The following is a 26,572-nucleotide window of genomic DNA, read 5'->3' on the forward strand; positions in this document are numbered from 1 at the left end:
ACCACTTCAAGGTGTTCAACTTATGAATATTCTGATCTTGGGCGGTGATGGTTACCTGGGCTGGCCCACGGCCATGAATCTTTCGGCCAGAGGGCACAAGGTGACTGTGGTGGATAACTACCTGCGCCGTATAGTCAGCACTGAAGAAGATGTGGAGCCGTTATTTACGGTTCCGAGTCTCCATGAACGGGCTCGCTTATGGGAAGCCAAGAGCGGATATAAAGTCGAGGTCATGATCGGCGACTTAAGGGAATGGGATTTTGTGGCCGAGGTGTTCAAGGCTTCAGATCCCGAAGCGGTGATGCATTATGCCGAGCAGCCTTCAGCCCCCTATTCAATGCTGAACAGAAGGGCCGCAGACCTGACCCTCAAAAACAACCTGGATGTCACCTTCAATGTGATAATGGCAGTGCATGAATTTTGCCCGGACGCCCATCTGGTCAAGGTGGGAACCATGGGGGAATACGGCACTCCCAATATTGATATTGAAGAAGGCTGGCTTGAGGTGGAGCACAAGGGGCGCTCCCATAAGTTCCTTTATCCCCGTCAGGCTTCCAGCCTTTACCACACCACTAAAATCATGGATACCGACCTTTTGTGGTTCTATGTGCGCACCTGGGGCATCAGGGCCACTGATCTTATGCAGGGCCCGGTCTACGGCCTGGTTACCGATGAGACGGGCGACGATGAAAAGCTTTTCCCGTTTTTTAGCTATGACGAGCTTTTTGGAACGGTATTGAACCGTTTTGCCGTGCAGGCGGTGGCCGACTATCCCTTGACCGTGTACGGCGGCGGTGGTCAGACCAGGGGATACCTCAATATCAAAGACACCCTTAACTGCGTGCGCCTCTCCCTGGAAAATCCGGCTCAGCCCGGTGAACTGCGCATATTCAACCAGTTTGTAGAGACCTTCAGTGTGAATCAGCTGGCTTTAATGGTGCAGAGGGTGGGCAAGGGCCTGGGCCTGGATGTACAGATAGAGAACCTGCCCAACCCCCGGGTGGAAGCCGATGAGCATTACTACAATCCGGCCCATTCAGGCTTGATCGAATTGGGGCTTGAGCCCAATTACCTTACCGATGAGGTTCTGGCCCGGTTTATGGAAACGGTCTTACGTTATAAGGACAATATTGACACTCACAAGATCTTCAGGAATGTGACCTGGAAATAGTCTCAATTTGCCCAGGATCCAACCCGGGTTTTGGAAAAAAAAGATTAGAACCCGGGTTGGATCGTTTTCCAATCACTTTTTCCACGATCAATACCGTTTAGTGTTGTTGATGCGGGTGCCTTTCAGCATCCTCCTTGCCGGTCTGACTTGGCTGCTTATCAGCCGTAAGTTCAAATCTCCTTTCATCCTTGAAAAAATGTAGTTGCTCAAAGTCAAGGCTCACCGAAAGTGTTTCATCTTGCGCCGGGAGGGCTTTTTTGTCGGCCCGCATGGTCAACTCATGACCCGCCCAGTCAAGTTGCAGAAGCTTCTCCGGGCCCAGGTCGCTCAAGAGCCTGAGATCAGCCTTTAGTTTGATTTCCTTGCCATGCCCCAGATGAAGGTCTTCCGGCCTGATCCCTAATAAAATATCAAGCGGCGACTTTCGCGGGCTAAGTCCCTTGGGCAGGGATATTTCCTCTCTCCGGCAGGAAAAAACCAGGCCTTTGGGCGTGTTCTCCAACCTGCCCGGAATCAGATTCATGGCGGGCGATCCTATAAAACCGGCCACAAAGGTGTCGGCAGGCTGGTTGTATATCTCGGCCGGGCTGCCCGTTTGTCTGATTTTACCGTTTTCCATTACCACCACCTGGTCTCCCAGGGTCATGGCCTCAACCTGATCATGGGTGACATAAACCATGGTGGCCCCCAGGCGTTTATGCAGGCTTTTCAGTTCCAGGCGCACCTGGGCCCGCAACCTGGCGTCCAAGTTGCTCAAAGGTTCATCCAGGAGGAAAAGCTTGGGCCTGCGCACCAGGGCCCTGCCCATGGCAACCCTCTGCCTTTGCCCTCCCGAGAGCTGGCCCGGCCTGCGGCCCAGCAGGTCTGTTATGCCCAGGAGTTCGGCAGTCTCACTAACCCGGCTTTGAATCACTTTTTTGGGTTCTTTGCGCATGGCAAGCCCGAAGCTCAGGTTTTGGGCCACGGTCATGTGGGGATATAGGGCGTAGTTCTGAAAAACCATGGCGATATCCCTTTCCCTGGGGGAAAGGTGGTCAATGGGGTTGCCTTCCAGTTTGATCTGTCCCTGGTCTTGGCTGGTCAGCCCGGCCACAATGTAGAGCAGGGTGCTTTTGCCGCACCCCGAAGGCCCTAACAGAACGCAGAGGCTTTGGTCGGCCACCTTGAGATTCACTCCGTCAAGGGCCTTGGTTTTTCCGAAATTTTTATGCAGATCAGTAAGCTCCAGCTTTGCCATGATTTATCCCTTTACCGCCCCCTTGGTGAGTCCCTGGATCAGAAAACGTTCAAACATGAGAAATAAAACCATTATCGGAACCGTGGTCATCACCGAGGCGGCCATTACCAGCTGTTTGGAGAGGTGTACGCTTTCGGCCAGTTGGACCACCCCTCGGGAGAGGGTGAATTTTTCCGGTGTATCCAAAAGCATGAAGGCAAAGAGAAATTCGTTCCAGGCGATCATAAAGGTGTAGAGCGCCACACTGGCCAGAGCGGGCGCGGCCAGCGGCAATATGATGCGCCGGATTATCTGCAGCCTGGTGCAGCCGTCGATCATGGCCGCATATTCCAGTTCCACCGGCAAGGTCAGGAAATAGCTTCTAAGCATATAAAGGGCCACCGGCAGGGTCTGGGCCAGATAAACCATTACCAGGGCCGGAAGGGAGTCGTGCAGGCCCAATTTGGTTAAAAGCACATACAGGGGAATCACCAGCACTATGGCCGGGAGCATATATATGGCCAGAATGCCGCCGGAAAGGGTCTTTTTACCTCTGAAACCCAGCCTTGTGACTGCGTATCCCCCCAAGGTGGCCAGAACCAGGGTGAGCAAAACCGTGGCCAGGGAGATGAAGGCGCTGTTTAAGAGATAGCGCAGAAAACCGTGTTCAAAAAGCACTTGGGTATAGGCGGTCAGGCTTATTCGCCCCAGGTCCAGAAGCAGGTTACTGGGGTTCATCAGAATTTCCTGCAAGGGCTTCAGCGAAGAGACCAGCATCCAGTAAAAGGGAAAGCCGACCAGGATGGTGAAAAAGGCCAGGCCCAGGATTTTCATCGCGCCCCAGAAAAGCCGTTCCCTTTTGTCTTTGCTTTTAAACCAGGGCATGGGCTTTCCTTATGATCCAGCGAAAATAAGCGGCCAGTAAAATAGTCAGAAACAAAAACATGCATATGGCCAGGGCTGAGGACAGACCCAGGTTGAATTGGCCAAAGGCATAGTCATAGACTTTAATGGCCAGGACCATGGTTCCCGACTGCCCCCTGGTCAAAAGGAAAATGTCGTCAAATTTGTTAATAGTCCAGATAAAGCGGAACAAAAACAGGCTGGCCAGCACCGGATAGAGCTGGGGCAGGGTGATATGTTTGAATACCTGCCACACACCGGCCCCGTCCACCTGGGCCGCATAATTAAGTTCAGGGGGAATGGCCTGCAACCTGGCCAGAATGAAAAGAAAGGCAAAGGGAAAATAGCGCCAGGCCTCAAACAGGATTACAGAGAAGAGGGCCAGGGGAATAGAGAACTCAACCCCCCATAAATCAAGTTCAAGCCAGCGGGCGGAGAAAAAGGCAAGCGGTTTTTCCCAAAGCCCGTGTTCCATGCCGAACCAATTCAGGATGCCGAGTTGAGGGTCCAGGATAAAACCCCAGGTAAAGGCCACCGCCACCACAGGGGCTATATAGGGAGAAATGAAAAACCCCCTTAAAACTCCTCTGCCTCTGAAGGGCCCTTGCAGGCAGAGGGCTGCGATCAAACCCAGGATAATCGATAGCCCGCTGCCTAAAGATGCATAGCTCAAGGTGGCGGCCAGTATGGCGGGCAGCTCAGGGTCGCTTAAGATTTTCAGGTAGTTGTCCCATCCCAGATTCCAGGCGAAAAGGGATTCTCCCCTTAACTGGGCCAGTTCCACCGGTTTTAAGCTGAGCCAGATATTCCAGACAAGGGGGAAGATGATGATGCAAAGCACCACCAGGGCGGTGGGGGCCAATAGCCCGAAAGCCAGCCTTGCTTCCCTTTTCTCCAGGCTGAGCTCGACCCTGGTGGAGGAAAGAGTGTTTTCGGCCTTGTTCGGGTTCAATTAATCCCCCCCTTTTATGCATATGCCGTTTTTACTTATTCAATTCCTTGACTTTTTGATCCATGAGGGCCGCGGCCTGGGGCGCAGTCAACTCACCGTCCAAAAATTGTTTCAAGACCCTGGCAATTAGTTTGGAGCCGTAGATCTGGGCCATGAGATATCCCTTGCCCGCCTTGAATCCCCAGCGGTCAAAGTCGTCTGCGCCCTTCAGAATGGCAGATACTGTTTCAGGACCGTAAAAAGACGATATCTTGGCCCGCCTGGTCACTCCGAATTCAAGTTCTTTCCAGGCCTTGATAAAGGCATCGGCATCTTGGGGGGTGCCTTTTCGCAAGGGGAGTTTGCCCTCAGGGGCCATGGCCAGCCATTTTGTGTAGCCCTCTTGAAGCAGGTACTCCACCCAGGCTCGGGCCGGTTTGGTTTGGGCGTCCGCGGTAATGCCCAGATAGTTCACCATTCCATATTGGGCCTTGCCCCCGGAACTTTGGATGCTGGTTACAAAGCCTGTGTTCTTGGCCAGAAAACCCGGTTTGCCCTGGGCCAGATCGGGAGCCACGGGCTGGTCCCGGCGCAGGCCCGAGAGCTCGTCCAGAATAAAAGGCGACCACACAATCATCGCCGCCCGCCCCGAAAGATAATCCATTCTGGTGTGGAGCCAGTAAAGGTTTCCGGGCGGGGTGAATTGGGCCAATTCTTTATAAAAATCAAGGGCATTTATCATGGCCTTGGTATTCAGGTCGATCCGGCCTGATTTATCGAGAAGCCTGACCCCGCCGGAAAGGGCTATGTGTTCGAAGACCTGCTGAGTGTAAGCCTGCCCAGGGTCTGTGGCCACCTCGAAACCCCACAACAGGGGCGGATTGTGCAGGGCCTTGGCGGCTTTCAGTATCTTGTCCCAGGAATCCGGCCTGTCCAGGTTTTTCTCTTTGAAAAGATCTTTACGGTAGAGCAAGAGTTGCCCCCAGCCGTCCAAGGGAATTGCCGCATGCCCCTTTTGGGTTTTAACCATTTCCAACGGGCCTTGGGCAAAGGTGGCCTTGTCAAGCTTGGTAATGACCTCTTCCGCGGCCTTGGGGTTTAAGATGCCGCTTTCCGCCCAGCCCATGGTGTAGTCCAGGGGGTGGTACATGACATCCGGCAGTTTACGGGCGGCAAAGGCAGCGGTAACCCTTTGGTTAAGCCTGTTTTCCTGCACGGGAATGATCTTGACTTTTATGCCGCTTTTCTTTTCAAAATCCCGGGCCAGGTTTTTTTGCACTGTAAGCCGGTCTTTTTCCACCTCTGTGGTCCAGAAACTGATTTCAGAAGCTGCGGCCAGGGCGTTTAGCCCGGTGGTGAGACAGACAAGCAGGATAAACATCCCCCAAAAGGCAGACGTCCATTTTTTAAATCTGTTTTTTTCGCCAAGGGACCTTTGCATGGTGTCCTCCTTTGGCCGAGAACGGTCCTACCCGGGCTTTTTTTTAAATTCAGGTGAAAAGCCCCCTTGGATCTGATTGCCCGGAGGGGCCTTTTCGGTCGATACTGGTTTTGGTCCGGTTGTTAATATTTATCTGTACCGGGTTTTAGGTGATATGGTTAGCATATCTTAAATCCTCGGCTCATCAGGGGTCAACCATGTAGGCCAGGGCAAGGCCGGAGGTTTCAATGTCGGATTATCGTAAGGTCAAGATCAAGGTTAAATCAGTTGAGGGGACCTGTCACGCTGGACATAAGCCTGGTGACGAGTGGGTGGTCGAGGCGCACACCCCCGAAGGCCTGTGTGTACACGCCTACAGCGCCCTGGATCCCATGATCAGGGCCTTTATGTTTGATGCCTCCATACCCTGGCTGGATGAAGAGGGCAGGCTGGAACTGGTTTGTCCGGATCCGGATAATCCGGTGGTCTTCACCCTGGAAAAGATGGATTGAGAGTGGGCAGCAAGACGCGTCTTTTAAGATTTCCGAGAGCCCTTTATGAAAAGGCTCTCGGAAATAACCGGTTTACACAAGGGAGGCTTCGGGTTAGCGCACAAATAAGACCCTGCAGGAAGAGCGGCGAAAGACCTTTTCCGCCGAGCTGCCGAAACGAAGCCTGCGGCTTAATGAATCATGCCCCTTGGCTCCCATGATAATAAGGTCTATTTTCTCCTGTTCCGCGGTTTTAATGATTACTTCATAGGGCAACCCCACCGCCACTTTTGACTCGTGGATAATAGTGTCCACGTTGCTTTTTTTTAAAATGTCCCTCATCTGTTGGGATCTTTCCTCTTCCATGGTCAGAATGGACTGGTCAAAAACCCCGTCCAGAGAGCGCACTCTTCCACTGGCCCTTTTCAGATCCTGGAAAAGCCTTTCGTTCACCACATTCAGAAAAAGCACACTGGCATCGAGCTTCTCCGCCATGAAGACGGCGGTATCCACCGTATCCTTGGAAAACTGAGAAAAATCCAAGGGACAAAGAATCCTGGCAATGGGTTTAACCGGGTTCATTTCAGGCCTCCTTGAGCTTCATCCTTTCCTGGATGGGCAGCGTCAAAGTGGGATCTTTCTTGATGCGGACCTTTTGCAAAATCACCACTCCCGCCCAAAAGCCGATGCCTATCAGGTCCACGGCCAGTTTGGGCAAGAACGGAAGCAACACCGGGAAAAATAAAAGGGCGGTGGCCACCAGCATCATGAGCCATTCCAGCACGTTGGTGGGGCAGAGCAGATAACCCATGGTCAGGCTGGAAAAGGCAATGGTGCCCAGGGTGATCGTTACATAGGCCATAACTATCTGGTCCCAGGAGCCGTGGAGTAAAAAGCCCGGGGAAAAGGCGAACAAAAGGGGGCCAATATAAAGCATCTTGGCGAATTTAAAGGCTGTCCAGCCTGTTTTCCAGGGGTCTGATCCCGCGATGGCCGCACCGGCATAGGCGGCCACGCAGACCGGCGGGGTAATGTTGGAGTCCTGGCTGAACCAGTACACAATCATATGCGAGGCTATCAGCACCCAGCCCGCCTGGGCCATCATCTGTTCGTTGTATTGGATGTCGGCATAGGGCACGCCGAAGTTGGCCATGGATATCATATGGCTCATGGCGCTTACGGTCAGCACCGCGGTTATGAGGTAGGCCGCGGTAACCGGCACGCCCATACCGAGCACCAGGGAGGCCAGGCCGATCAAAAGAACCGCCAAGGGCAGGATGCCGTAGGAAAGGTCAATGATGATCTGGGAGAATTTAAGCCCAATGCCGGTCAAGGCAATGGTCCCCACGATAATGCCGATAACCCCCACCGTGGCTCCGATGATTATGGTGTTTCTGGCTCCCTCCACCATGGCTTCCACAATCTGTCGCGGCCCCATTTTGTGGTCCTTGGTGAACCAGCTCACCACAATGCAGCTCACAGTGGCGTAAAAGGCGGCCAGGCCCGGGGAATAACCCTTGAGCATGAGGATGATGATGATCACCAGAGGCAGGGAAAGGTACCATTCCTTTTTCAGGATTTCCCAGGCTGTGGGATCTCCGGGCTGGGGCTTGCCCCTGAGGCCATAGCGTTTGGCCTCAAAGTGGATCATGGCATAGACCGAGAGGAAGTAGACAACCGCCGGGAAGATGGCCATCTTCATGATATCAACATAGGGGATTTCAGTCATCTCGGCCATTATAAAGCCGCCGGCGCCCATGATGGGGGGCATGAACATGCCTCCGATAGAGGCGCTGGGCTCAATGGCTCCGGCCACATGGGGCCTGAAACCGGCCTTTTTCATCAAGGGGATGGTAAAGGCCCCAGTGGAGACGGTGTTGGCGATGGCCGAACCTGAGACTGAACCGAAAAAGCCTGAGGCTATCACCGCCACCTTGGCCGGTCCGCCCACGGCCCTGCCTGCCAGTGCGGTGGGAAGGTCCAGGAAAAAGCGGGCGGCTCCTGATTTTTTCAGAAACGCCCCAAAGAAGATAAAGAGAATAACATAAGTCACCAGCACATCGGCCATGATGCCGAAGACGCCTTCCGACTTGAGATAGATGTGGTTCAGGCTTCTTTTGATGGTGAAGCCGTCGTGGGCAAAGGCTTTCAGAACCGGAATGTCGGAGAGCAGATCACCGAAAAGGCAGTAAAGCAAAAACACAATACCCACTATGGTCAAGGCCCAGCCCAGGACCCTGCGGGCCACCTCCAGGGAAAGCAGTATGCCGAGTACGCTGGAGGCTGTGTCCAGGTCGGTCTCCGCACCCATGCGGTAGTTAAGATCCTCAAATTCCATCATCCAATAGCCGATTGCCGCTATGGTCACCAGACTGAGGAATAAGTCAAAAAGGGAGGGTCTGTCTTCCGGTGATTCACGGCGGGCGGGGTAGGCTAAAAAAACCATGACAAAAGTAACCATCACATAGACTCCCAGGCTGTACTGGTTGTCCACCGGGTTTACTCCTGCCTGATAAAAATAAAAAAGCACTAAAAAGATGCCCAAGGAAGCGTTTATGTAGTTCCAGAAGCCATACATGGCCCTGCCGACCTTGGAATCCTTGCGTACTATTTCGTCCAGTTTTTCTTTGTCCTCAACCTGGGTTGCATTCTCAAGAACTTCGTTCATCAGCCAACTCCGTACCAGGCAATAGAAAAGGGAGCCGATAGAGCCCCCTCCCCATATGGACTAATAAAGGCCTCCCAAACGCCCATGGAAATTAAACGCCTGGCCCGGCCTCCCTCCGGGAGCCAGGCGTTTTTTTTAAAATTACGGTTTAAGGTTGTCAGCCACCTTTACGCCCTTTTCTTCCCAGAATTTCACCGCCCCGGGATGCAGGGGGATCGGAGCGCCCTTGAAATTGTTTTCCATGGTCATGGTTTTGAAGGTCTTTTTGCGGGTGGTCATCTCGCGCATACCCTTTTGGGACCACAGTATGGTCATGAGCTTGTAGACCAGGTCGGCTGAAATGTCCTTGTTTACAGTCAGGAAGGTGGCGTCCTGGAATGTGCTGCATGCCGGAACGTCCTTGTAGGTGCCGGCCGGGATCTCTGTGGGCTGGTAAAAGGGCATGGCCTTGAAAAAGCCGCTTTCCTTGGCATCGTTGCCCACATTTAGCAAGGTTATTTCAGCCCTTGAGTTGGCCTCGATTATGGAGCGGTTGGGGTATCCCACCAGCACCCAGAAGGCGTCCAATTTGCGGTCCAGGAAGTTCTGGGCCGCTTTGGAATAGCCCAGGAACTGACGCTTCATCTTGTCCCAGGTTCCGAGATGTCTGAAAAAACGTTCGCAACTGGCCGCCGCGCCGGAACCCGCGTTGCCTACGGCCACTCTCTTGCCGGCCAGGTCCTTGGCGCTTTTTATGCCTGAATCAGCCCTGACCACCAGCTGGGCGGGGGCCCCGTAGAGGAAACCGATTATGCGGACATTATCGTATTTTCTGGTGTCCTTAGGCAGCTTGCCGTTGGCCCCCAACCAAAGATCGCCGCCATAGGAAAGGCCAAGGTCAGATTCTTTGGCGTTGACCCGGCGCACATTGGCCACGCTGCCGCCTGAACCCACCGCGGTGCAGGCAATGTTGGCGTCTACTTTTGGCACATAGGCGGCCATGCCGCTGGCAAAGGCGTTGAATGTGCCGCCTGTGGGCCCTCCGCCAATCTTGATTTTATACTCCTTGGCCAAGGCCTGTGGGGGAGCCATTCCCAATGATAAGGCCAGAACTACGAACAGACCGGCCACGAGCATTTTTTTCATGGCGATATCCTCCTTATGGATTAGTGGAGCCCCTTTAACAAATAAGCAGGTTGACACCAAGATTAACCCCTGTTTTTTGTAGGTTATTTGGCGCCCTGCTTTAGCTTAATACCCAGTATGCAGGTTATACTAATACAATAAAAGGGGTAATGTCTACGTTGATATGAGCCAAGGCCCTTAAAGGCTCTTGGGGGCTTGTTGACAGGCACCGGCGGTTTGATAGGCTCTTGGGGGCTTGTTGACAGGCACCGGCGGTTTGATAGGATGTAGGGGCGCCGGTCCGGCCGAGCCTGTATAATGGCCGGGAAAATAAATGATTATTAACTATTAGGTGAAGAAAATGGCCGCACCCACAGACAACATAAATACAAGTGAACTGGCTGAGCAGCTGGACGAGGAAAACCTGCCTGAAACCCTGCCCCTGTTGCCGGTGCGGGACGTGGTGGTTTTCCCCTATATGATTTTGCCTCTTTTTGTGGCCAGGGAGTCTTCGGTTCTGGCGGTGGAGGCTGCCCAAAACCGTGATCAGCTGGTTTTTTTGACCACCCAGATAGATCCCAATGTGGATTCACCTGATCCGGACGAGCTTTATGAAGTGGGCTCGGTGGGTATGATCATGCGCCAGCTCAAGCTGCCCGACGGCCGGTTGAAGGTGCTGGTTCAAGGGATAACCAGGGCAGCTATCTCTGACTGGAAAAAGAAAAAGCCCTTTTTTGAAGTATCGGTTGATCCGTTAAACGAAGAAGAGCCGGAGCAGGAAGATCTTTCCCCCAACCTGGAAGCCCTTATGCGCAGTGTGCGCGAAGCCAGTGAAAAGATATTGGCTTTAAGGGGGCTTTTGTCCAGCGATGTCATGGCTATCTTAAACTCGGTGGAAGGCCCCGGCCGCCTGGCGGATCTGGTGGCCAGCAATCTGAGGCTCAAAACCGAAGAGGCCCAGAGCATATTGGAGGAAACAGATTCCAAGACCCGCCTGGAGCTTGTCTATTCCCAGCTCAATAAAGAACTGGAAGTCTCCACCCTGCAGGCCGAGATTCAGTCCGAGGCCCAGGAAGAGATGAGCAAGAGCCAGCGGGAATATTACCTGCGCGAGCAGATGCGGGTGATAAACCGCCAATTGGGGGATGCCGAGGAAAGAGGCCAGGAGATAGCCACCTTGAGGGAGGCCTTGGAGAAAAAGGCCCTGCCCAAAGAGGTTCGCAAAGAGGCGCTAAAACAGCTGGGCCGCATGGAGCGCATGCAGCCGGAAGCGGCCGAGGCGGGAATTGTGCGAACCTATCTCGACTGGATTCTTGACCTGCCCTGGTCCAAATCCACCAGGGACAGTCTGGATATTAAAAAAGCCAAAAAGGTCATGGACGAGGATCACTACGACCTTGCCAAGATCAAGCAACGCATTCTGGAATATCTGGCCGTGCGCAAGCTTAACCCCAAGATGAAAGGCCCCATCCTTTGCTTTGTGGGCCCTCCGGGGGTGGGCAAGACTTCATTGGGCAGGTCTATAGCCAAGGCCGTGGGACGCAAGTTCGTACGCGTCTCCCTCGGCGGAGTCAGGGATGAGGCCGAGATCAGGGGACACCGCCGAACCTATATCGGGGCCTTGCCCGGACGCATTATTCAGGGTTTGAAGAGCGCGGGCTCCAACAACCCGGTCTTTATGATCGACGAGGTGGACAAGGTGGGCAGCGACTTCAGGGGCGATCCCTCTTCGGCCCTTTTGGAGGTGCTGGATCCTGAGCAGAATGATGCCTTTTCAGATCATTACCTGAATTTGCCCTTTGATCTCTCCAAGGTGATGTTCATCACCACGGCCAATATGGAAGACACCATTCCGGATGCGCTTTTCGACCGCATGGAGGTGATTGAACTTTCAGGCTACACCGATGAAGACAAAGTGACAATCGCCAAAAGGCATCTCCTGCCCCGGCAGATTAAGGAAAACGGGCTCAAACCGTCGGATATAACCGTAAGCGACTCGGCCATATTCGAAGTGATCAGGGGCTACACCCGCGAGGCCGGGCTGCGCAGCCTGGAGCGGGAGTTGGGCTCCCTTTGCCGTAAAGTGGCCCGTAAGGTGGCGGAAGGGAAAAAAGGCCACTTCCGCATAGTCAAGTCCAGCGTAGTCAAGTATCTGGGAGTGGCTAAGTTCATACCGGAGGATGACAAGGCCGAGGGTGAAGTGGGCGTGGCCACCGGACTGGCCTGGACCGCCTTTGGCGGAGAGGTTCTCAGGATTGAGGTTTCGCCCTTGGAAGGCAAGGGGAATCTCACCCTTACCGGCCAGTTGGGAGAGGTCATGCGCGAATCGGCCCAGGCCGCCCTGACCTATATCAGAAGCAGGGCTGACCAATTGGGCCTGGATCCGGATTTTTACGAGAATATGGACCTGCACCTGCACGTGCCCAGCGGGGCTATCCCCAAAGACGGCCCCAGCGCAGGGGTGACGATATGCACGGCCATGGTAAGCGCTCTGACCGGTGTGGCCATGAAGGAAGATGTGGCTATGACAGGCGAGATCACCCTTACCGGCAAGGTGCTTCCCATAGGCGGGATAAAGGAAAAATCCCTGGCCGCTCTGCGTTGCGGGCTGACCACGGTTTTGGTCCCGTCCAAGAATCAAAAGGATCTCTCTGAGATCCCGGCCAATGTTAAAAGAAAATTAACTTTTCATCAGATTTCCCATATGGATGATGTCCTGGACCTGGCCTTTGCCGACCAGCCCAGGAAATCCAAAAAAAAGGCCGCCAAAAAAAGCGGGACCAGGAAGTCCGGTTCCCGCAAAAAATCATGAGGAATTGAGATGTCGGGGATTCTCTATATAGACGCTTGCGGTGGTGTGGCCGGAGATATGCTGGCCGGGGCCTTTCTTGACCTTGGATGGCCCTTTTCGGAGCTGGAGAAATTAGTTCAGGCCTTGGGCCTGGAAGGTGTGGAGGTGAGGGAGGTTTACCTGGATCATATGGGGATCGCCTGCCGCCGCATCGAGGTGATTGCCCCGCCTGAGCAGCCCTTCAGGGGAGTGGCCCAGGTCAAGGAGATCTTGAGTTGCCTGCCTGAGGAGGTCAAAGGCCCTGCGGAGCGGGTTTTTGAGCGTATGTCCCTGGCCGAGGGCAAGGTGCATGGCGTTTCACCCGAGGAAGTGCATTTTCACGAGGTAGGAGCTGTTGACGCCATGGTGGATGTTATCGCCACCTGTGGGGCCCTGGCCTGGCTCAAGCCCGATCAAGTAGTCTGCTCGCCTTTGCCTCTGGGACGGGGATTCGTGGACTGCGCCCATGGCAGATTGCCCTTGCCCGCACCCGCGGTTTTGGGGCTTTTGGAAGGGGCTCCGGTAAGATCCTGGGTTGAGCAGGAGGAGACAGTTACGCCCACAGGCGCGGCCCTGGTGAGCACCCTGGCCCACAGCTTTGGCGATCTGCCCCAGATGAAGATAAAAAGTTCCGGCACCGGAGGCGGTGAACGCCCTTCCAGGCTTAGTCCCAACATTGTTCGGGTTATCTGGGGAGAGGGGCGGATTCTGCCCGAGGCCAGGCAGGTGGTGGAGATAACCTGCCATCTGGATGACCAGACCCCGGAGGACCTGCCCATGGTGCTGGACCGCTTTATGAAAGCCGGGGCCCTTGATGCCAGTGCTGCCCCTCTTTATATGAAAAAGGGGCGTCCGGGTTTGCGGGTCATGGTTTCCTGCTCGCCGGAAAAGGCTGAAGAAATGGCCCAACTGGTATTGGAACAGACAACTTCTCTGGGTGTGCGCATCACCCGCACCGAGAGGCGTTGCGTTCCCAGGGAGATCGTGACCGTGGAAAGCCCCTGGGGCCCGGCCAGGGTCAAGCGCACCAGGGTAGCCGGTTTATGGTGCATGCATCCCGAGGCCGATGATGTACTGCGCATCAGCAAAGAGACCGGGCTGGCTCCGTTTATGGTGCGCCAAGGCATTATAAGCGCCCTGGAAAGGCAGGAGCAAAAGGCCTGACCAAGGTTTAAGGAATAAACTCGCTGATAAATCCATCCCGGACTTGGTCAGATGCCACTTGGCAAAAACGTGGTCTTGCCAAGTGCCCCGTACACAGGCTGTTTGTCAGAAGCCTTAAAAAATGCCCGGAAGTTTTCAACTCCCGGGCATTTTTTAAGGCTTGAATTTTGTGAAAACTTACTTTATAAGTTGTTTTTTATTAAATTAAGACCAGCTCATCGGTAAGGTCCACTGCCATTGGCTGTTTTACTTAATTAGCGCATATTTTGGAGCTTTGGCGGTTTTCTATCGAATTTGAGATTTGATCCGGTCAGACTTAAAGGTGATCCCACAGTTGATGGGTTTTGTTTTTTTTGCAACTTTGTTGCATTTTGCCTGCCTGAGACTCACAATTAATCCCAGAAAGTTAAAACGCTTTGTTTGATGGCTCAAGGCCTTTCACATAAATCCTAAATAGGGATGGGGGATCTGAGATGACAGCTTTGTTTGCAAAACGCCTTTTACCCGGGCAAAAGGTTTTTAAAACGGGTTTTGTTTTTTCCTTGTTAATTGTCAGTGCGTTACTGATGAGCCTGGTCCGGCCTGATAGTGCCTTGGCCGGAGATCGGCTGAAGGTGTTTGTTAGTATAACGCCTCAGAAATACTTTGTGGAGCGCATCGCAGGGGACCTGGCACAGGTCGAGGTGATGGTCCCCAAGGCCGCTTCTCCGGCAACTTATGAACCCAAGCCCGCGCAAATGGCGGCCTTGCAAAAGGCCAGGGCTTATTTTGCCATTGGGGTGCCTTTTGAAAAGACCTGGCTGCCCAGGATAACGGCGGCAAATCCCGGCATGCGAATCGTTTTCACTCAGGCCAAGGTGCCCAGGGTGGATGTAACCACCCGAAAACCCGTTAAGGGCCATGAATCAGGCCCTGATTCCGCACACGGCGGTCACAAACACACAGCAGGCGCAGACCCCCATATCTGGCTTTCTCCGCCCCTGGTGGCTATCCAGGCACAAGCAATTTTGCGGGAGTTAAAGTACCTGGACCCGGCTAATAAGGGTGTTTATGAAAGTAATTATCAGGCCTTTAAAAAACAAATCGCCTCGCTGGACGAGGAGCTGCGCCAGGCCTTCAGCCGGGTCTCCGGCAAAAACCGCCTGATGGTGTTTCATCCGGCCTGGGGCTATTTTGCCGATGCCTATGGCCTTAAGCAGATACCAGTGGAAAAGGAAGGCAAGGAACCCACTCCTCGGGGGCTCATGGCTTTGATCAAGCAGGCCAGGGAACTGGAGGTCAAGGTGATATTTGTGCAGCCGCAGTTTTCCACCAAGGCGGCTTCTTCCGTGGCCCAGGCCATCGGCGGCAAGGTGCTGAAAATAGATCCCCTGGCCCTTGATTGGGCCGCTAATTTGAAAAAGGCCGCCCTTGAGATGAAAAAGGCCCTGCGCTGAAACGTGGATCAGGATTAATCATTTGCAGGAAAAAACAGATACGGGGACAGTGTTTTGAGTGAACCGGTAATTGAAATAAAAAACCTTTACTACTCCTACGGTAGGGGGCAGGTCTTGAATGGGGTGAGCCTTACCGTGGAACAGGGTGATTATGTTGCCTTTTTAGGTCCCAACGGAGGAGGGAAAAGCACCCTGTTGAAGATCATGGCCGGGGTGATCGCCCCGGACAGGGGATCGGTTCGGGTCTTGGGAAGGAAAATGCCCGGAACCCCCAAGGGGGTGGGGTATGTGCCCCAGGAGATAACCAACGGCACGGGACTGCCGGTGACAGTGGAAGAAGTGGTTCTCATGGGGCGGCTCACCGCCGGGTTCAAGTTTTTCGGCTGGGGTAAAAAAGACCGCGCGGCCGCCGCACAGGCCCTGGAGTGGGTGGGTATGGGAGCATACCTGAAGGAGCAGGTGGATAAACTCTCCGGCGGCCAGCGTCAAAGGGTTTTTATTGCCCGCGCCCTGGTCGACAACCCCAGCCTTTTGCTTCTGGATGAGCCCACCTCCAGTGTGGATCGCACCTGGCAAGGGCGTTTTTACGATCTCCTGGCTGAATTGAACGAGAGCATGACCATTGTTTTGGTCAGCCATGACTTAAACGTCATTTCAACCCATGTAAAGAGCGTGGCCTGCGTGAATCATACGGTTTTCCACCATCATTCAGCCGAAATCACGCCCGAGATGATGCAAAAGACCTATAACTGCCCGGTGGAGTTGGTGGCCCACGGCATGCCCCATCGGGTGCTGGCCCTGCACAACCATCAGGAGGAGGATGAAGATGCTTGAGGCCCTCCAGATGGAGTTTATGCAAAACGCAATCCTGGCCGGTCTTCTGGCCAGCCTGGCTTGCGGAGTGATCGGTTCCCTGGTGGTGGTGAATCGGATAGTGTTCATCTCCGGCGGCATCGCCCACACTGCTTACGGCGGAATCGGCCTGGCCTTTTTTCTGGGCATCAGCCCGCTTTTGGGAGCGGTGGGGTTCACCTTGAGCGCGGCTTTGATCATGGCCTGGATAACCCTTAAAAACAAAAAAAGGGCAGACACCATAATCGGAGTAATCTGGGCCTTGGGCATGGCTATGGGCGTAATTTTGATGGACCTCACGCCCGGGTACAACGTGGATCTGATGAGCTATCTGTTTGGCTCCATCCTGGCGGTTCCATCAAGCGATCTTTATTTCATAGCCGCCTTGGACCTGCTCTGCCTGGGGCTGGTGTTTCTTTTTTATCCCCGTTTTCTGGCCATCTCCTATGACGAGCAGTTTGCCGTCTCCCGGGGGGTGCCGGTAAGGGCTTTGTATTATTTGCTGGTGGTGATGATAGCCCTGGTGGTGGTATTTTTGATCCGGGTGGTGGGGCTTTTACTGGTCATCGCCTTATTGACCATTCCCACTTATATGGCGGAGGGTTGGTGCAGGTCACTGAAATCCATGATGTTTGTTTCATCATTACTCTGCGGGTTCTTCACCATTGTAGGCTTGATGCTGTCTTATGTCTTTAATCTCACCTCAGGTGCGAGTATTATCTGTGTGGCTGGAATTTTCTTTTTCGCTTCGCTTTTGCTGAACCCCCTGTTACCGGCCGGGACTGGACAATGAAAGGCTTGGATCTTAAACGTTTGCTCACCGAGGCAGGGTTGAAACCCACCAGCCGCAGGCTGCTTTTGCTCTCTGTGCTGGAGGAGGGAGAAAAGCCCCTCTCAGCCACTGAACTGTTTAAAAAGGCCCGGCAAAAGGGACCCATTGACCGGGTGACGGTCTACAGGCTTTTGGAAACGTTTTTCAAGGCCGGTCTGCTGGATCGCCTGAAATCAGGCAGCAGGGCCTTTTGCTATCATTTGGTCGCCGGTCCAGGCAGGGAGAGCCACCCCCATTTTTACTGCAAGGCCTGCGGAGTCAAATCCTGCCTTGAGCCGGGTCTGGTCAAACTGGATTATTCACGTTTGAAAGACCTTTACCCTGCCCAGGTGGATCACCTTGAGGTCACCCTGGAAGGACTTTGTCCGGCCTGTCTGGCCCGTACGCGGAAAAAAGGATAAAAGCCAGTGCACGGTGCAGGACACACCCTGCACTGGCGTTTTATAAAATAATCAGGGTCTGATTGTGCTGAAAAGACGGTTTTGTTTTTCGGCAATCAGGCCCCTTTTTTTGAGCTCCTCCAGGATATCACGTTTCACCGGTTCGTATTCGCCGTTGAAATACCGATCCACGGTTTCCTGAAACCAGGGGACGCTCTTAAGGTGCTGGACAAAATCTTGCCTCAAGGGGTTGTTCAGCATCATCAGGGTGAATATGAAGATCCGTTTTATCTGGTCGCGGGCCATTTTTTCCGGGTCCTTGAGATACGACTTAAGGCGTCTGTCCGCCTTGACCAGGGCCTTTGGCGCATTTTTAAAGCACGGCCCGTGCCCCGGGCAGACAAGCCCGACTTCAAGCCTGCCAAGGCTTTCCAGAGACTGTCTGGCCTTTATTACACAATCTTCCCCCTCCACCAGGGGAGTCATGGCGGCCAGGTCGTTTTCCCAAAGGGCGTCCGAGGAGATAAGCAGTTTTTCCTTGGGGTTGTAAAGGCAGATTCCGTCGGCGGCATGGCCGGGCGTATGGATCACCATGAATTCATGATCGCCAAGGCTAAGCATATCCCGGTCATGCAGAGTAAGATCGGCGGAAAAGAATTCGGCTTTATGACCATAGTAACTCCACCAAGGCGAGCGGCTGTCCTTTCGCTCCATGAACTTCCTGCCCAGGGGATGCAGGGCCACCCGGCAGTTGGAGGCTTTTTGTATGGTCCGGTTGCCGCCGATATGGTCTGAGTGGGTGTGAGTGGAGACAATAAGCCTTACCTGGCTGAATTTTACTCCCAGGGAGTTCAGTATTTTTTCGGTCTGCTCCAGACAGGTGAGATAGCCGGTGTCGATAAGGGCTTTATAAGGTCTTGTCAGCACAAAGTGATTGGCGTTTAGAAAACCCCTTTCACAGAAAAAAAGACCCTTTAAAATTTCTACCGGTTCTTTCATGCGCACAACGGCCCCAAGGTGATGCAAACCTTGGGGCAGCTTGCCCGGTTTCAAGCGTCAAGTCAATGCCCTAAGCCGGAGAAGGGTGAGAACTTTCAGGATAACTCCTTGGTCATCTTGACACTTTCCATCAAAAGCCCGTCAGGCAGGTTGAAAAATGAGCGGGTGACATCCCGGTATCCCTGTTTTTGGTAAAAGGGGCGGGCATTCAGTGAGGCTTCCAATTGCAGAGAGGTGTGCCCCTCTTGCCGGGCTTTTTGTTCCAATTCGGTTAAAAGCGTTCGCCCCAGCCCTTTTCTTGAGTGGTCGGGGTGTACATACACCGCCCTGATTTCAGGGCCGTGGCGCAGGGCAAAACCGGCCGGTTCGTCAGCGTCCAGGGCCAAGAGCCATTGGGTTTGGGGCTCATTCAAGGCGCTTTCTATATCTGCCCGGGTAAAGGCACCGGTCCAGGCTTCTATTATCTCTTGGGAATAGTGTTCCCTGGCCATAACGCGCACCGCGTTTGAGTGGATGATGGGCAGGCTTTTCGCGTCGCCGGCCGCCAGGGGGCGTATGGAGATGCTCATTTGTCTTTTCCGCAGGGAATGGAGGTGATGAAGAAACCCTATTGACCTTTGAGATAGTTGAGCCGAGCCGCGTAGTCTTTATCGCCGGGCGCGATCTTGACCGCCTGCATGGCATCTTCCAGGGCCAGTTTGGGAAGGTTTTTGCGCTCAAAGCAGAAACTGCGGTTGTAATAGGCCTGGGCATAGGAGGGATCTGCCTTAAGGGCCAGGTTGAACTGGGCTATGGCCTGATCGACCTGACCCTGATCATCCAGGGCGCACCCCAGGTTGGTTCTGGCCACGGCCAGGTTTGCCTTGGAAAGCTTGCCCGAGGCTATGGCCTTTTGATAAAGGCTTGTCGCCTTGGCAAGGTCTCCTTTGGCCGCGGCCTGGTTGCCTTGGTCTATGAGGCCGCTGGGGGAAGCCAGGGCCAGGGAAACGGGAAGTAGACACAACAAAAGCAGCGGGATAAGTTTTTTCATTTTTATTTTTCCGGTTCAGTAATAGCCGTTGATAATGCCGTCTGTTAAATGTTCCAAAAGGGCCCAGGCTTCTTGCCTGGCCTGCAGGTTCGACCGGGTCGCCGGTTGGGCGGCAAAGGCGTCTTCTTCCAGATCGAGAATTTGGTCCAGCTTGGTTTTCAGCCTTCCCATCCAGCCATCATCATCCAGAACCTTTGCCTTCACCTGGCTGTAGTTATCTGTCAATTGCCCTGGGAATTCACTCAATACCTTCATCTTCCCCTGGGGCGAGGCCTGTAGACCCATTTCAAAAAGTTGCCTGGATTGATCTTCCAAAGGCCGGATCACCCTGTCTTTCAAGGAGGGTCTCAGGAGGTCTGAGTTTAAATCCAGATAATCCACCAGACTGTTGTATTCGTCAATGATCTTTTGCAAATCCCGGTTGAGTTCTTCGCCGCCCTTTAAAACTTCTATCTCCACCATGCCGTTGGTTGCGTCCTTGATCTCGGCGTTTAAATGCCCGTCGGCCAGGCTGAGTTGATTTGTGCTTTGCTCCCTTATGGCGCCTCCTGAATAAACCATGGCCGCTTGGGGGGGAAGCCCCCGGTCAAGGCCGTAGTCAGAGATCAGAGATTCACCTTCTGTGTCTGTGAAATGAAAATCAGGCCCCATGCCCGCCTCACTGGACTCCACCACCAGGCGGACCACCCGATTCATGGGTCTGGTTCTGGGGGCCGGGTCCCAGGCATCCTCAAAGGAATATTCCAGCCGGGCGGTTAATTGAGAGCTTTGTGACTCAATAAGAATGCCGAGCCGCTCCAGGAATTCTTCCTGGGTGTCTGTGTTGTCCTCGGTATTGTTGACCGTTACGCTGACTTCCTTTTCTTCACCATCAAGATTAAGGATAAAGGTGTGTTCACCGTCGGCCAGATTCACCTCCTCTATGGGATTTTGCCCCTGGCTTTGGATAACCTGGCCCCTGGCCGGGTGGTACACCTTGACCGAATAGGAAGAGGGCCAGGGCGCTTCCTGATCCGCCTCGGCGCTTAAGGCCTGGGGTTCCGAACTTTTGGCGTATTTATAATACGGCAGCAGATCGGTCTGGGGTACGGTTAAGTCATCTATGTTTTGGGCCAGGTTCGCCACCCTGCTCCGAACCTGAGACAGGACTCTTTCCTGTTCCTGTTGAAAGACCTCTTCCTTCAGGTTGGAGCGGCGGCTCGCGAGATAAAGGCTTAAAGGGGATTCATACTCCGGCTTTTTATCCGAAAGGGTTTCCCGTTTCACCGAGGGACTGCGTTTAGCCGGGGTGATCAACACCGGTTTTTCCAAGAGTTCTTTATATTTGATAGTGACGCTCAAGTAATTGGCTCCCTGGCGTTTTAGATACAGCCATACACTTACGATATCGGTATAAAGGGAGCAAATCTTGAATCAAGAATTTTGATATGTTTAATTCTTAAGTCTCGGCTGAGGTAAAGGCGTTAATCAGGCCTTAAGCGCCTGATTAAGTTCAGCCAGCTCGGGGAACCGGGCGGGCAGATTTTCTTTATAGGTCAAGATGCGCTTCAACCCTTTTTGGATGCGCTCTTGGCTGATTTGCCGTTTCAGCGCCTTGTCAACCAATTCATCCAGGGCCGCCAGGGCGTATTCCGCACGGTGGCAGATTAAAAGCAGGTCAACTCCGGCCTGATAAGCCTTGACCGCTGCCCCGGCCGGATCCAGGTTGGCTGCAAGGGCTCCCATCTCCAGGTCATCGGAAAGGATGAGTCCCTTGAATCCCATTTGCCTCCTTAAGAGGCCTTCACTGATTTTGGGGGAAAGTGATGCGGGCAGGGTGGGATCGATTGAACTGAAAACTGCATGGCAGACCATTATTCCGGCCGATTCCGCCTGGATGGCCCGCTCAAAGGGAATAAGCTCCATGGCGGCCAGTTCGGGGGCTGAAAGGTCCACTATGGGGCGTTCTTTGTGAGTGTCCTTGGTGGTCCTGCCCAGGCCGGGAAAATGCTTGCCGCAGGCCAGAACACCAGCCTTTTGCTGGCCCTTTATATAAGCTGCGCCGAGGCGGCCCACCACCTGAGGGTCTGAACCCAGGCTGCGGCGGGCCATCACCCCGTCCGGGAGGCCGTGCACATCCAGAACCGGGGCCAGGTTCCAGTTGAAACCGGCCAGGGAAAGCTCCCTTCCCAGGCGAAGGCCGTGATCATAAAGAGCCTTTTCGTCTTTATCTCCCAATTCGCAAAAATCCGGGTCATGGGTGAAGTCGCCCTTGAGCCGGGCTACAGTGCCGCCTTCCTGGTCCACCATCGCAAACAGGGTGGGGTTGCCTGCCTGCTCGGCAGCCCGGCGCAGGTCCCGGTTCAGCCGCCAGACCTGTTCAGGCCCTTCACAGTTTCGTTTGAAGAGGATCACCCCGCCGAGACCCTTGTCCCCCACCATCTCCAGTTCTTCGGCCAGTGGGGTCGGTCCTTGCAGGCCCACAACAAATGATTGGGCCAAGGCGGCCCTGATTTCTTCAGGTGACATCATTTTTCAGTCCCGGCTGCCTTCCTTAAGCGCCTTTTCCCTTTCCTTTTTGATCCGGGTCAGATCCGAGGCCTTGGGATAGCGGGTGTGGGCCAGGGTTTGCCCCTTGCCCCGGAAATCCATGACGCCCTGGAACTCCACCCTGAAGACCATGTTGTCCCTTATCTGTTCATTGGCCAGGGTGGAGAGGGGAACCTGCCAGGTTATGGCGGCTCTTTTTTCGGAGACCACCGGTTCTATGACCTTTGTGCCCAGAACCAGGGGATAGGTTTTGGTGACTTCGCCCGGAAGATTGATGCGCAAAGTGACATGGTGCCCGACCAGGCTTCTGGCCAAAAGGGACCTGGCCTTGATCTCCGCCGGATCGGTGGGCCTGTTTTTCAGGGCCTTTTGCTCAAGCTCCCTGCCGGGCAACACGTCCCGGTCCGGCAGTTCGCCTTCCAGGGAACGCAGCTTGGTGGTGAGGCGATAGGTATAATCGGTTATGCCCAATACGCCGACCCTGATCCGCTCCACTTCAAACCAGACCCGATTGGCCACCACCAGGTCCGGCCAGCTGAACCCGGCGAATTCTTTTATAATCACCCGGTCCCCGACCATTTCGGTTTTTTTACGCGGTATGGGGAATAAAAGAGAATCCAGGGGATTGGGCGGGTTGTCCCCGGCCAGCCCACGGGGCATATCAAGACTTATGTCAATGATTCCACTACCTTTTTCTTGCAGGGTAAGTTCCACGGTATAGTCAAAGCAGCCTGCCACACAGGTAAGTGAAAATAAAAAAAGGCAGATCACCAGGATTCTGAGCGGTTTTCTTAAGGGCATGGAAACCTCTTTGCCTGAAGTTACAGGAGATTATTTGCCAATGATCCCTTTGCCTGAAGAGATAGTCAAGGGTCCAGTGATTGTTGCAGAGGCACTATTATGCTATACAATTGATTGCCTTGCAAAAAGTGATTCTCCTGGGTTTTATCCGGCTTGAAACGGGCCTGCAATACCGGAGAAGCAAAAACCTGCCTGTGCACGCCCCTTTGGGGCCTTTAGGGAAAAGGCGCCTGAGGCGGGCCGACTACCCTTTAAATATTTATTGGGGAATCGAAAGAAACGACACCCTTATAATGAAGAAACGTAATTTCAGCCCGGAAGTGCTGTTTTAAGGCATCCAAGCGTGACCATGTGTTTCATCTGATACAATAAATGGTTATATTACACAGGCTTTATTTTACCTTTAAACGGCCCTGCGAGGCCGAATAACCTGATAAAAGGAGAAGGCCATGCGGGCCATGGTTCTGGCCGCGGGCCTGGGCACTCGCCTTTTGCCCCTCACTCGCCGCCGCCCCAAATGCCTGATGCCGGTTGTTTCCAAGCCCCTGTTGGGGCTGTGGCTGGAAAAGCTGGCCGCCTGTGGGGTGGATTGCGCAGTGGTGAACACCCATCACCTGGCGGACAGGGTTCAGTCTTATATAAACCGGCTTGATGATCCGGACCTTTTGGTGCGTGTGAGCCATGAACCCCGCATTTTAGGCACCGGCGGGGGCCTGGTTAAGGCGCGTCCACTATTGGGTGAAGCCCCCTTTTTTCTGGTTAACGCAGATGTCTTGAGCAGTCTGGACCTTCTAAAGCTGGAGCAGATCGCCGGTGTGGATAACCCCCTGGCCCTGTTGGTTGTGGTTGATAACCCGGCCTTTAACACCGTGGCCCTGGATAAAGGAGGGCGGGTGCTCGGCTTTAAGGGCGATGAGAATATCCCCCCGAACGCCCGCTGGAAAACCTATTGCGGCCTGGCCAGGTTAAGGCCCGAACTCTTGGATTTCTTACCCGCAAAAGGCCCTTCCAGCCTGGTGGACGCCTTTCGCACGGCCATTAGCAAGGGTTGTGAGATAAGGGCTTATGAGCCGGGTTGTTTTTGGGACGACTTAGGTGATGTTGAGCGCTATCTGGCGGTCAACCGGTTATTATGCCAGTCCCCTCCTTCGGAGCTGGCCTTTTTGTCTCCCTCTGAATCACCGGTCTTGGCCCGGGGGGCTAGGATCGAGCCGGGTGCTGCGACCAGCGGCTTTCTGATCATGGGAGAGGATGCAGTGGTCGAGTCCGGAGCCAAGGTAAGCGACTCCATACTCCTGCCCGGGGCCAGAATAAGGTCCGGGGTAACAGTGACGGGAGCGGTTTTGGCCGACGGATTTGTGGCCAATTCGGATCTTGGGGGAGGGGCCCATGCCTAAGCCCCTGACAGAGAAGCTCAAAACCTGGGCCGTTCAAAACTGGCCCTTTGCCTGTGAAGGGGATTTGGAGGCAGGGGTTGTCCAGGCGGATGGTTCACCCCGGGTTTTTCTGAGGCTTACGGACAACCAGGGCCGCAGTCTGGTGGGTATGGCCAATCCGGATAACCGGCCCGAGAACCTGGCCTATGATTATCTCGCCGGTCACCTGGCCGGGCTGGGAATTCATGTGCCCGAGTTGTTGGTCAAGGATCTTGACCAGGGTTTCTTTTTGCTGGAAGACTTGGGCTCCCAATTGTTTCAGCAAAAGGTTCTTTCCCTGGCCGGCGATCACGGGGCATTGCTTGAGCTTTACAGGCCCGTGTTGGCCATGCTGGCGCGTATGCAAAGAAAAGCCGCCCGCAATATGAAACTCGAATTCTGCTTTGACGGCGATGAGCTTACTCCAGGCTTTTTGCGGAAAAGAGAGGCCGCCTATTTTTGGGAACAGTTTGCCGTGGGGGCTTGCGGTTTGTTGGCCGCAGATCTTAATCAGGCCCTGGAACAGGAACTGGAAGAAATCTGCCGCCTGGCCGGAGAAGCTTCGCCTCGGGGCTTTGTGCACCGGGATTTTCAAAGCAGGAATATTCTTTTGACCTCCCGGGGACCGGGCCTGGTGGATTTTCAGGGTGGCCGTCTGGGGCCTTGCCAGTATGATCTGGCCTCACTGCTGCACGACCCTTATGTGGATCTTTCCCGGCAACTTAAGGAAGAGCTGGTTGAGGTGTATATAGGGCTGCAAAAGGAGCTGGGTCCCTTTGACCGGGAGGTCTTTCGCAAGGGCTGGCCCATGGTGAGCGCAAGCAGGATCATGCAGGCCCTGGGCGCTTACGCCTTTTTGACCCGGGTTCGGGGCAGGACGCATTTCGCGCCTCATGCCGCACCGGCTCTGGCTGCGCTCAAGCGGCTGGTGAGTGAACCCGCATTTGAGGAATTTTTTGCCTTCAGGGATCTGGTGCAGGCCTTGGCCGCCCGGTTTGATCCCAGGGCGTTATCACCCCTTAATGGAGGTGAAAAGAGATGACGACCCCGATAGTAGCTGTGGTGGGACGCCCCAATGTGGGCAAGTCCACCCTTTTTAATCGCCTGACCAAGAGCAAAATGGCTCTGGTGGATGATCTTCCCGGTGTGACCAGGGATCGCCTCTACGGCCGGGTGGAATCCTATGAAAAGCCCTTCACCCTTATCGATACCGGTGGTTTCGACCCTCCAGCGGACCAGGCCTTTGCCGATGAGGTCCATGCCCAGATCAAACTGGCCATGGAAGAGGCTGATCTGATTTTGTTTCTTACAGACGGCAAGTATGGCTTGAGCCCCCTGGACAGTCATGTGGCCGATATGCTGAGGCGTTCTCATAAACCGGTGATAGCCTGCGTCAACAAGATAGACTCCCCGGAAAAGGAAGACGCGGCTTCCGAATTTTACGCCTTGGGAATCACACCCTTGCATTTCATCAGTTCGGCCCACGGCTATGGCATCTGGGATATGATGCAGGACGTGATGGCCGCCCTGCCGTCTGTGGAAGAAGAAGACGAAGATAACTCCGGAGAGATACGGGTCACCCTTTTGGGAAGGCCCAATGTGGGCAAATCCTCCCTTTTGAACGCCCTGGTCGGCAGCCCCCGGGTGGTGGTGAGCGATGTGGCCGGCACCACCAGGGACACAATCGATACGCCCTTCACCTTCGACGGCCAGGATTACGTGCTCATAGACACCGCGGGCATAAGAAAACTGGGCAGGGTTGAAAAGGGGATAGAAAAGGCCGGTGTTTTCAGGTCCCTGCGCTCCCTGGAAAGGGCCCATGTAGCGGTGGTGGTCTTAGACGCCTTTGAGGGCATTACAGACCAGGACCTGCGCCTGGCGGGTCAGGCCGTGGAATCCTACCGGGGCCTGGTGGTGGTTTTGAATAAATGGGATCTTTTAAAGGGCGAGGAATACAAGCAAAGACGGCTTAAAGAACGCCTGGAGTCGGCTTTCCGTTTCGCTCCCTACGCACCGGTGGTGAAGATCAGCGCTTTGACCAAAAAAGGGGTGAACCGGGTTCTGCCCCAGGTGAAAAAGGTATTTGAAGAATATAACAAGCGCATTGCCACCGGACCTTTGAATAAGGCCATGGAGATGATTCTGGCCAAGCACCAGCCTCCCATGGTCAAGGGCAAGAGGCTCAAATTCTACTATGCCTCCCAGGTGGCCAACCGGCCGCCGACGATCGTGTTGTTTGTCAACAACCCCAAGGCGGTGCATTTTTCCTATCGTCGTTATCTGAATAATGAGCTGAGGGGAGTAATGGGGTTGACAAAGGCTCCCTTGCGCCTTTTGTTCAGGGAACGGTCTGGGCGTAAATCCCACAAGGGGCGGCCTTGACACACACCAGTGCGCCGG

General features: G+C 54.2%; 24 protein-coding genes. 11 read left to right on the forward strand and 13 right to left on the reverse strand.

The window, feature by feature from the left end; all coding sequences use genetic code 11:
* Positions 1–22 precede the first annotated feature (22 nt).
* On the forward strand, positions 23–1,171 hold the full coding sequence (locus tag X474_RS21915; protein ID WP_044351998.1) for an NAD-dependent epimerase/dehydratase family protein: 1,149 nt from the start codon (positions 23–25) through the stop codon (positions 1,169–1,171).
* Positions 1,172–1,268: 97 nt separating this feature from the next.
* Here the strand turns inward: X474_RS21915 and X474_RS21920 are convergent, their stop codons facing one another.
* Genes X474_RS21920 through X474_RS21935 form a run of 4 tightly spaced genes read right to left on the reverse strand, consistent with a single transcriptional unit; the run spans position 1,269 to position 5,662 of the window.
* On the reverse strand, positions 1,269–2,408 hold the full coding sequence (locus tag X474_RS21920) for an ABC transporter ATP-binding protein (protein ID WP_082464560.1): 1,140 nt from the start codon (positions 2,406–2,408) through the stop codon (positions 1,269–1,271).
* 3 nt (positions 2,409–2,411) lie between these two features.
* On the reverse strand, positions 2,412–3,272 hold the full coding sequence (locus X474_RS21925) for a carbohydrate ABC transporter permease (protein WP_052515507.1): 861 nt from the start codon (positions 3,270–3,272) through the stop codon (positions 2,412–2,414).
* Entirely contained in the window at positions 3,259–4,242 is a 984-nt protein-coding gene (locus X474_RS21930) for a carbohydrate ABC transporter permease (protein WP_044351999.1), read from the reverse strand. The genes X474_RS21925 and X474_RS21930 overlap by 14 nt, the downstream gene beginning before the upstream one ends.
* A gap of 31 nt (positions 4,243–4,273) precedes the next feature.
* A complete protein-coding gene (locus tag X474_RS21935) occupies positions 4,274–5,662 on the reverse strand; it encodes an ABC transporter substrate-binding protein (protein ID WP_052515508.1) in 1,389 nt (462 codons plus the stop codon).
* A gap of 227 nt (positions 5,663–5,889) precedes the next feature.
* Here X474_RS21935 and X474_RS21940 point away from each other — a divergent pair, with 227 nt between their 5' ends.
* On the forward strand, positions 5,890–6,153 hold the full coding sequence (locus X474_RS21940; RefSeq protein WP_044352000.1) for a TIGR04076 family protein: 264 nt from the start codon (positions 5,890–5,892) through the stop codon (positions 6,151–6,153).
* A gap of 93 nt (positions 6,154–6,246) precedes the next feature.
* On the opposite strand, the gene X474_RS21945 is transcribed toward X474_RS21940, so the two are convergent.
* The 3 genes from X474_RS21945 to X474_RS21955 all read right to left on the reverse strand — a co-directional run bounded on the left by X474_RS21945 (position 6,247) and on the right by X474_RS21955 (position 9,925).
* Entirely contained in the window at positions 6,247–6,714 is a 468-nt protein-coding gene (locus X474_RS21945) for a universal stress protein (RefSeq protein WP_044352001.1), read from the reverse strand.
* 1 nt (position 6,715) lies between these two features.
* Positions 6,716–8,800, reverse strand: a complete 2,085-nt coding sequence (locus tag X474_RS21950; RefSeq protein ID WP_044352002.1) for a TRAP transporter permease — start codon at positions 8,798–8,800, stop codon at positions 6,716–6,718.
* 141 nt (positions 8,801–8,941) lie between these two features.
* Positions 8,942–9,925: a TAXI family TRAP transporter solute-binding subunit gene (locus tag X474_RS21955; RefSeq protein ID WP_044352003.1), complete on the reverse strand. Its 984-nt coding sequence runs from the start codon at positions 9,923–9,925 to the stop codon at positions 8,942–8,944.
* 340 nt (positions 9,926–10,265) lie between these two features.
* Between X474_RS21955 and lon the strand changes: the two genes are divergently transcribed.
* From lon to X474_RS21985, 6 genes are all read left to right on the forward strand, one after another.
* Positions 10,266–12,716, forward strand: coding sequence for an endopeptidase La (gene lon, locus X474_RS21960; RefSeq protein WP_044352004.1), 2,451 nt, complete (start codon positions 10,266–10,268; stop codon positions 12,714–12,716).
* Between the two features lie 9 nt (positions 12,717–12,725).
* Complete coding sequence (gene larC / locus X474_RS21965; protein ID WP_044352005.1) at positions 12,726–13,898, forward strand: nickel pincer cofactor biosynthesis protein LarC; 1,173 nt, start codon at positions 12,726–12,728, stop codon at positions 13,896–13,898.
* 473 nt (positions 13,899–14,371) lie between these two features.
* Positions 14,372–15,334 (forward strand): metal ABC transporter solute-binding protein, Zn/Mn family, encoded by a 963-nt coding sequence (locus tag X474_RS21970; protein WP_082464561.1) that lies wholly within the window; start codon positions 14,372–14,374, stop codon positions 15,332–15,334.
* Between the two features lie 54 nt (positions 15,335–15,388).
* Complete coding sequence (locus X474_RS21975) at positions 15,389–16,168, forward strand: metal ABC transporter ATP-binding protein (protein ID WP_044352007.1); 780 nt, start codon at positions 15,389–15,391, stop codon at positions 16,166–16,168.
* Positions 16,161–16,979 carry a metal ABC transporter permease gene (locus X474_RS21980; RefSeq protein ID WP_044352189.1) on the forward strand — a complete coding sequence of 273 codons (819 nt, stop codon included), beginning with the start codon at positions 16,161–16,163 and terminating at the stop codon, positions 16,977–16,979. Before X474_RS21975 ends, X474_RS21980 begins: the two co-directional genes overlap by 8 nt.
* Entirely contained in the window at positions 16,976–17,419 is a 444-nt protein-coding gene (locus X474_RS21985) for a Fur family transcriptional regulator (protein ID WP_044352009.1), read from the forward strand. The genes X474_RS21980 and X474_RS21985 overlap by 4 nt, the downstream gene beginning before the upstream one ends.
* A gap of 51 nt (positions 17,420–17,470) precedes the next feature.
* Here X474_RS21985 and X474_RS21990 read toward each other — a convergent pair whose 3' ends face one another.
* The 6 genes from X474_RS21990 to X474_RS22015 form a co-directional block, all read right to left on the reverse strand.
* A complete protein-coding gene (locus tag X474_RS21990) occupies positions 17,471–18,397 on the reverse strand; it encodes an MBL fold metallo-hydrolase (RefSeq protein WP_156360885.1) in 927 nt (308 codons plus the stop codon).
* 95 nt (positions 18,398–18,492) lie between these two features.
* Complete coding sequence (locus X474_RS21995) at positions 18,493–18,966, reverse strand: GNAT family N-acetyltransferase (RefSeq protein ID WP_052515509.1); 474 nt, start codon at positions 18,964–18,966, stop codon at positions 18,493–18,495.
* 38 nt (positions 18,967–19,004) lie between these two features.
* A complete protein-coding gene (locus tag X474_RS22000; RefSeq protein WP_044352011.1) occupies positions 19,005–19,427 on the reverse strand; it encodes a tetratricopeptide repeat protein in 423 nt (140 codons plus the stop codon).
* A gap of 15 nt (positions 19,428–19,442) precedes the next feature.
* On the reverse strand, positions 19,443–20,768 hold the full coding sequence (locus X474_RS22005) for a hypothetical protein (protein WP_044352012.1): 1,326 nt from the start codon (positions 20,766–20,768) through the stop codon (positions 19,443–19,445).
* Between the two features lie 126 nt (positions 20,769–20,894).
* On the reverse strand, positions 20,895–21,938 hold the full coding sequence (nagZ, locus tag X474_RS22010; protein WP_082464562.1) for a beta-N-acetylhexosaminidase: 1,044 nt from the start codon (positions 21,936–21,938) through the stop codon (positions 20,895–20,897).
* A 3-nt stretch (positions 21,939–21,941) separates the two neighbouring features.
* Positions 21,942–22,757 carry a hypothetical protein gene (locus tag X474_RS22015; RefSeq protein ID WP_044352014.1) on the reverse strand — a complete coding sequence of 272 codons (816 nt, stop codon included), beginning with the start codon at positions 22,755–22,757 and terminating at the stop codon, positions 21,942–21,944.
* 449 nt (positions 22,758–23,206) lie between these two features.
* Between X474_RS22015 and X474_RS22025 the strand changes: the two genes are divergently transcribed.
* Genes X474_RS22025 through der form a run of 3 tightly spaced genes read left to right on the forward strand, consistent with a single transcriptional unit; the run spans position 23,207 to position 26,554 of the window.
* On the forward strand, positions 23,207–24,154 hold the full coding sequence (locus tag X474_RS22025) for a nucleotidyltransferase family protein (RefSeq protein ID WP_044352016.1): 948 nt from the start codon (positions 23,207–23,209) through the stop codon (positions 24,152–24,154).
* Entirely contained in the window at positions 24,147–25,214 is a 1,068-nt protein-coding gene (locus X474_RS22030) for an aminoglycoside phosphotransferase family protein (protein WP_044352018.1), read from the forward strand. Before X474_RS22025 ends, X474_RS22030 begins: the two co-directional genes overlap by 8 nt.
* Positions 25,211–26,554, forward strand: coding sequence for a ribosome biogenesis GTPase Der (gene der / locus X474_RS22035; protein ID WP_044352019.1), 1,344 nt, complete (start codon positions 25,211–25,213; stop codon positions 26,552–26,554). The genes X474_RS22030 and der overlap by 4 nt, the downstream gene beginning before the upstream one ends.
* Positions 26,555–26,572 lie beyond the last annotated feature (18 nt).

Origin of the sequence: Dethiosulfatarculus sandiegensis, assembly GCF_000931935.2 — a bacterium.
Taxonomy (GTDB): Bacteria; Desulfobacterota; Desulfarculia; order Desulfarculales; family Desulfarculaceae; genus Dethiosulfatarculus; species Dethiosulfatarculus sandiegensis.

Coding starts and splice junctions, on each gene's coding strand:
- X474_RS21915 (WP_044351998.1), top strand. CDS start 23: ATGAATATTCTGATCTTGGGCGGTGATGGTTACCTGGGCTGGCCCACG.
- X474_RS21920 (WP_082464560.1), bottom strand. CDS start 2,408: ATGGCAAAGCTGGAGCTTACTGATCTGCATAAAAATTTCGGAAAAACC.
- X474_RS21925 (WP_052515507.1), bottom strand. CDS start 3,272: ATGCCCTGGTTTAAAAGCAAAGACAAAAGGGAACGGCTTTTCTGGGGC.
- X474_RS21935 (WP_052515508.1), bottom strand. CDS start 5,662: ATGCAAAGGTCCCTTGGCGAAAAAAACAGATTTAAAAAATGGACGTCT.
- X474_RS21940 (WP_044352000.1), top strand. CDS start 5,890: ATGTCGGATTATCGTAAGGTCAAGATCAAGGTTAAATCAGTTGAGGGG.
- X474_RS21945 (WP_044352001.1), bottom strand. CDS start 6,714: ATGAACCCGGTTAAACCCATTGCCAGGATTCTTTGTCCCTTGGATTTT.
- X474_RS21950 (WP_044352002.1), bottom strand. CDS start 8,800: ATGAACGAAGTTCTTGAGAATGCAACCCAGGTTGAGGACAAAGAAAAA.
- X474_RS21955 (WP_044352003.1), bottom strand. CDS start 9,925: ATGAAAAAAATGCTCGTGGCCGGTCTGTTCGTAGTTCTGGCCTTATCA.
- lon (WP_044352004.1), top strand. CDS start 10,266: ATGGCCGCACCCACAGACAACATAAATACAAGTGAACTGGCTGAGCAG.
- larC (WP_044352005.1), top strand. CDS start 12,726: ATGTCGGGGATTCTCTATATAGACGCTTGCGGTGGTGTGGCCGGAGAT.
- X474_RS21970 (WP_082464561.1), top strand. CDS start 14,372: ATGACAGCTTTGTTTGCAAAACGCCTTTTACCCGGGCAAAAGGTTTTT.
- X474_RS21980 (WP_044352189.1), top strand. CDS start 16,161: ATGCTTGAGGCCCTCCAGATGGAGTTTATGCAAAACGCAATCCTGGCC.
- X474_RS21985 (WP_044352009.1), top strand. CDS start 16,976: ATGAAAGGCTTGGATCTTAAACGTTTGCTCACCGAGGCAGGGTTGAAA.
- X474_RS21990 (WP_156360885.1), bottom strand. CDS start 18,397: ATGAAAGAACCGGTAGAAATTTTAAAGGGTCTTTTTTTCTGTGAAAGG.
- X474_RS21995 (WP_052515509.1), bottom strand. CDS start 18,966: ATGAGCATCTCCATACGCCCCCTGGCGGCCGGCGACGCGAAAAGCCTG.
- X474_RS22000 (WP_044352011.1), bottom strand. CDS start 19,427: ATGAAAAAACTTATCCCGCTGCTTTTGTTGTGTCTACTTCCCGTTTCC.
- nagZ (WP_082464562.1), bottom strand. CDS start 21,938: ATGATGTCACCTGAAGAAATCAGGGCCGCCTTGGCCCAATCATTTGTT.
- X474_RS22015 (WP_044352014.1), bottom strand. CDS start 22,757: ATGCCCTTAAGAAAACCGCTCAGAATCCTGGTGATCTGCCTTTTTTTA.
- X474_RS22025 (WP_044352016.1), top strand. CDS start 23,207: ATGCGGGCCATGGTTCTGGCCGCGGGCCTGGGCACTCGCCTTTTGCCC.
- X474_RS22030 (WP_044352018.1), top strand. CDS start 24,147: ATGCCTAAGCCCCTGACAGAGAAGCTCAAAACCTGGGCCGTTCAAAAC.
- der (WP_044352019.1), top strand. CDS start 25,211: ATGACGACCCCGATAGTAGCTGTGGTGGGACGCCCCAATGTGGGCAAG.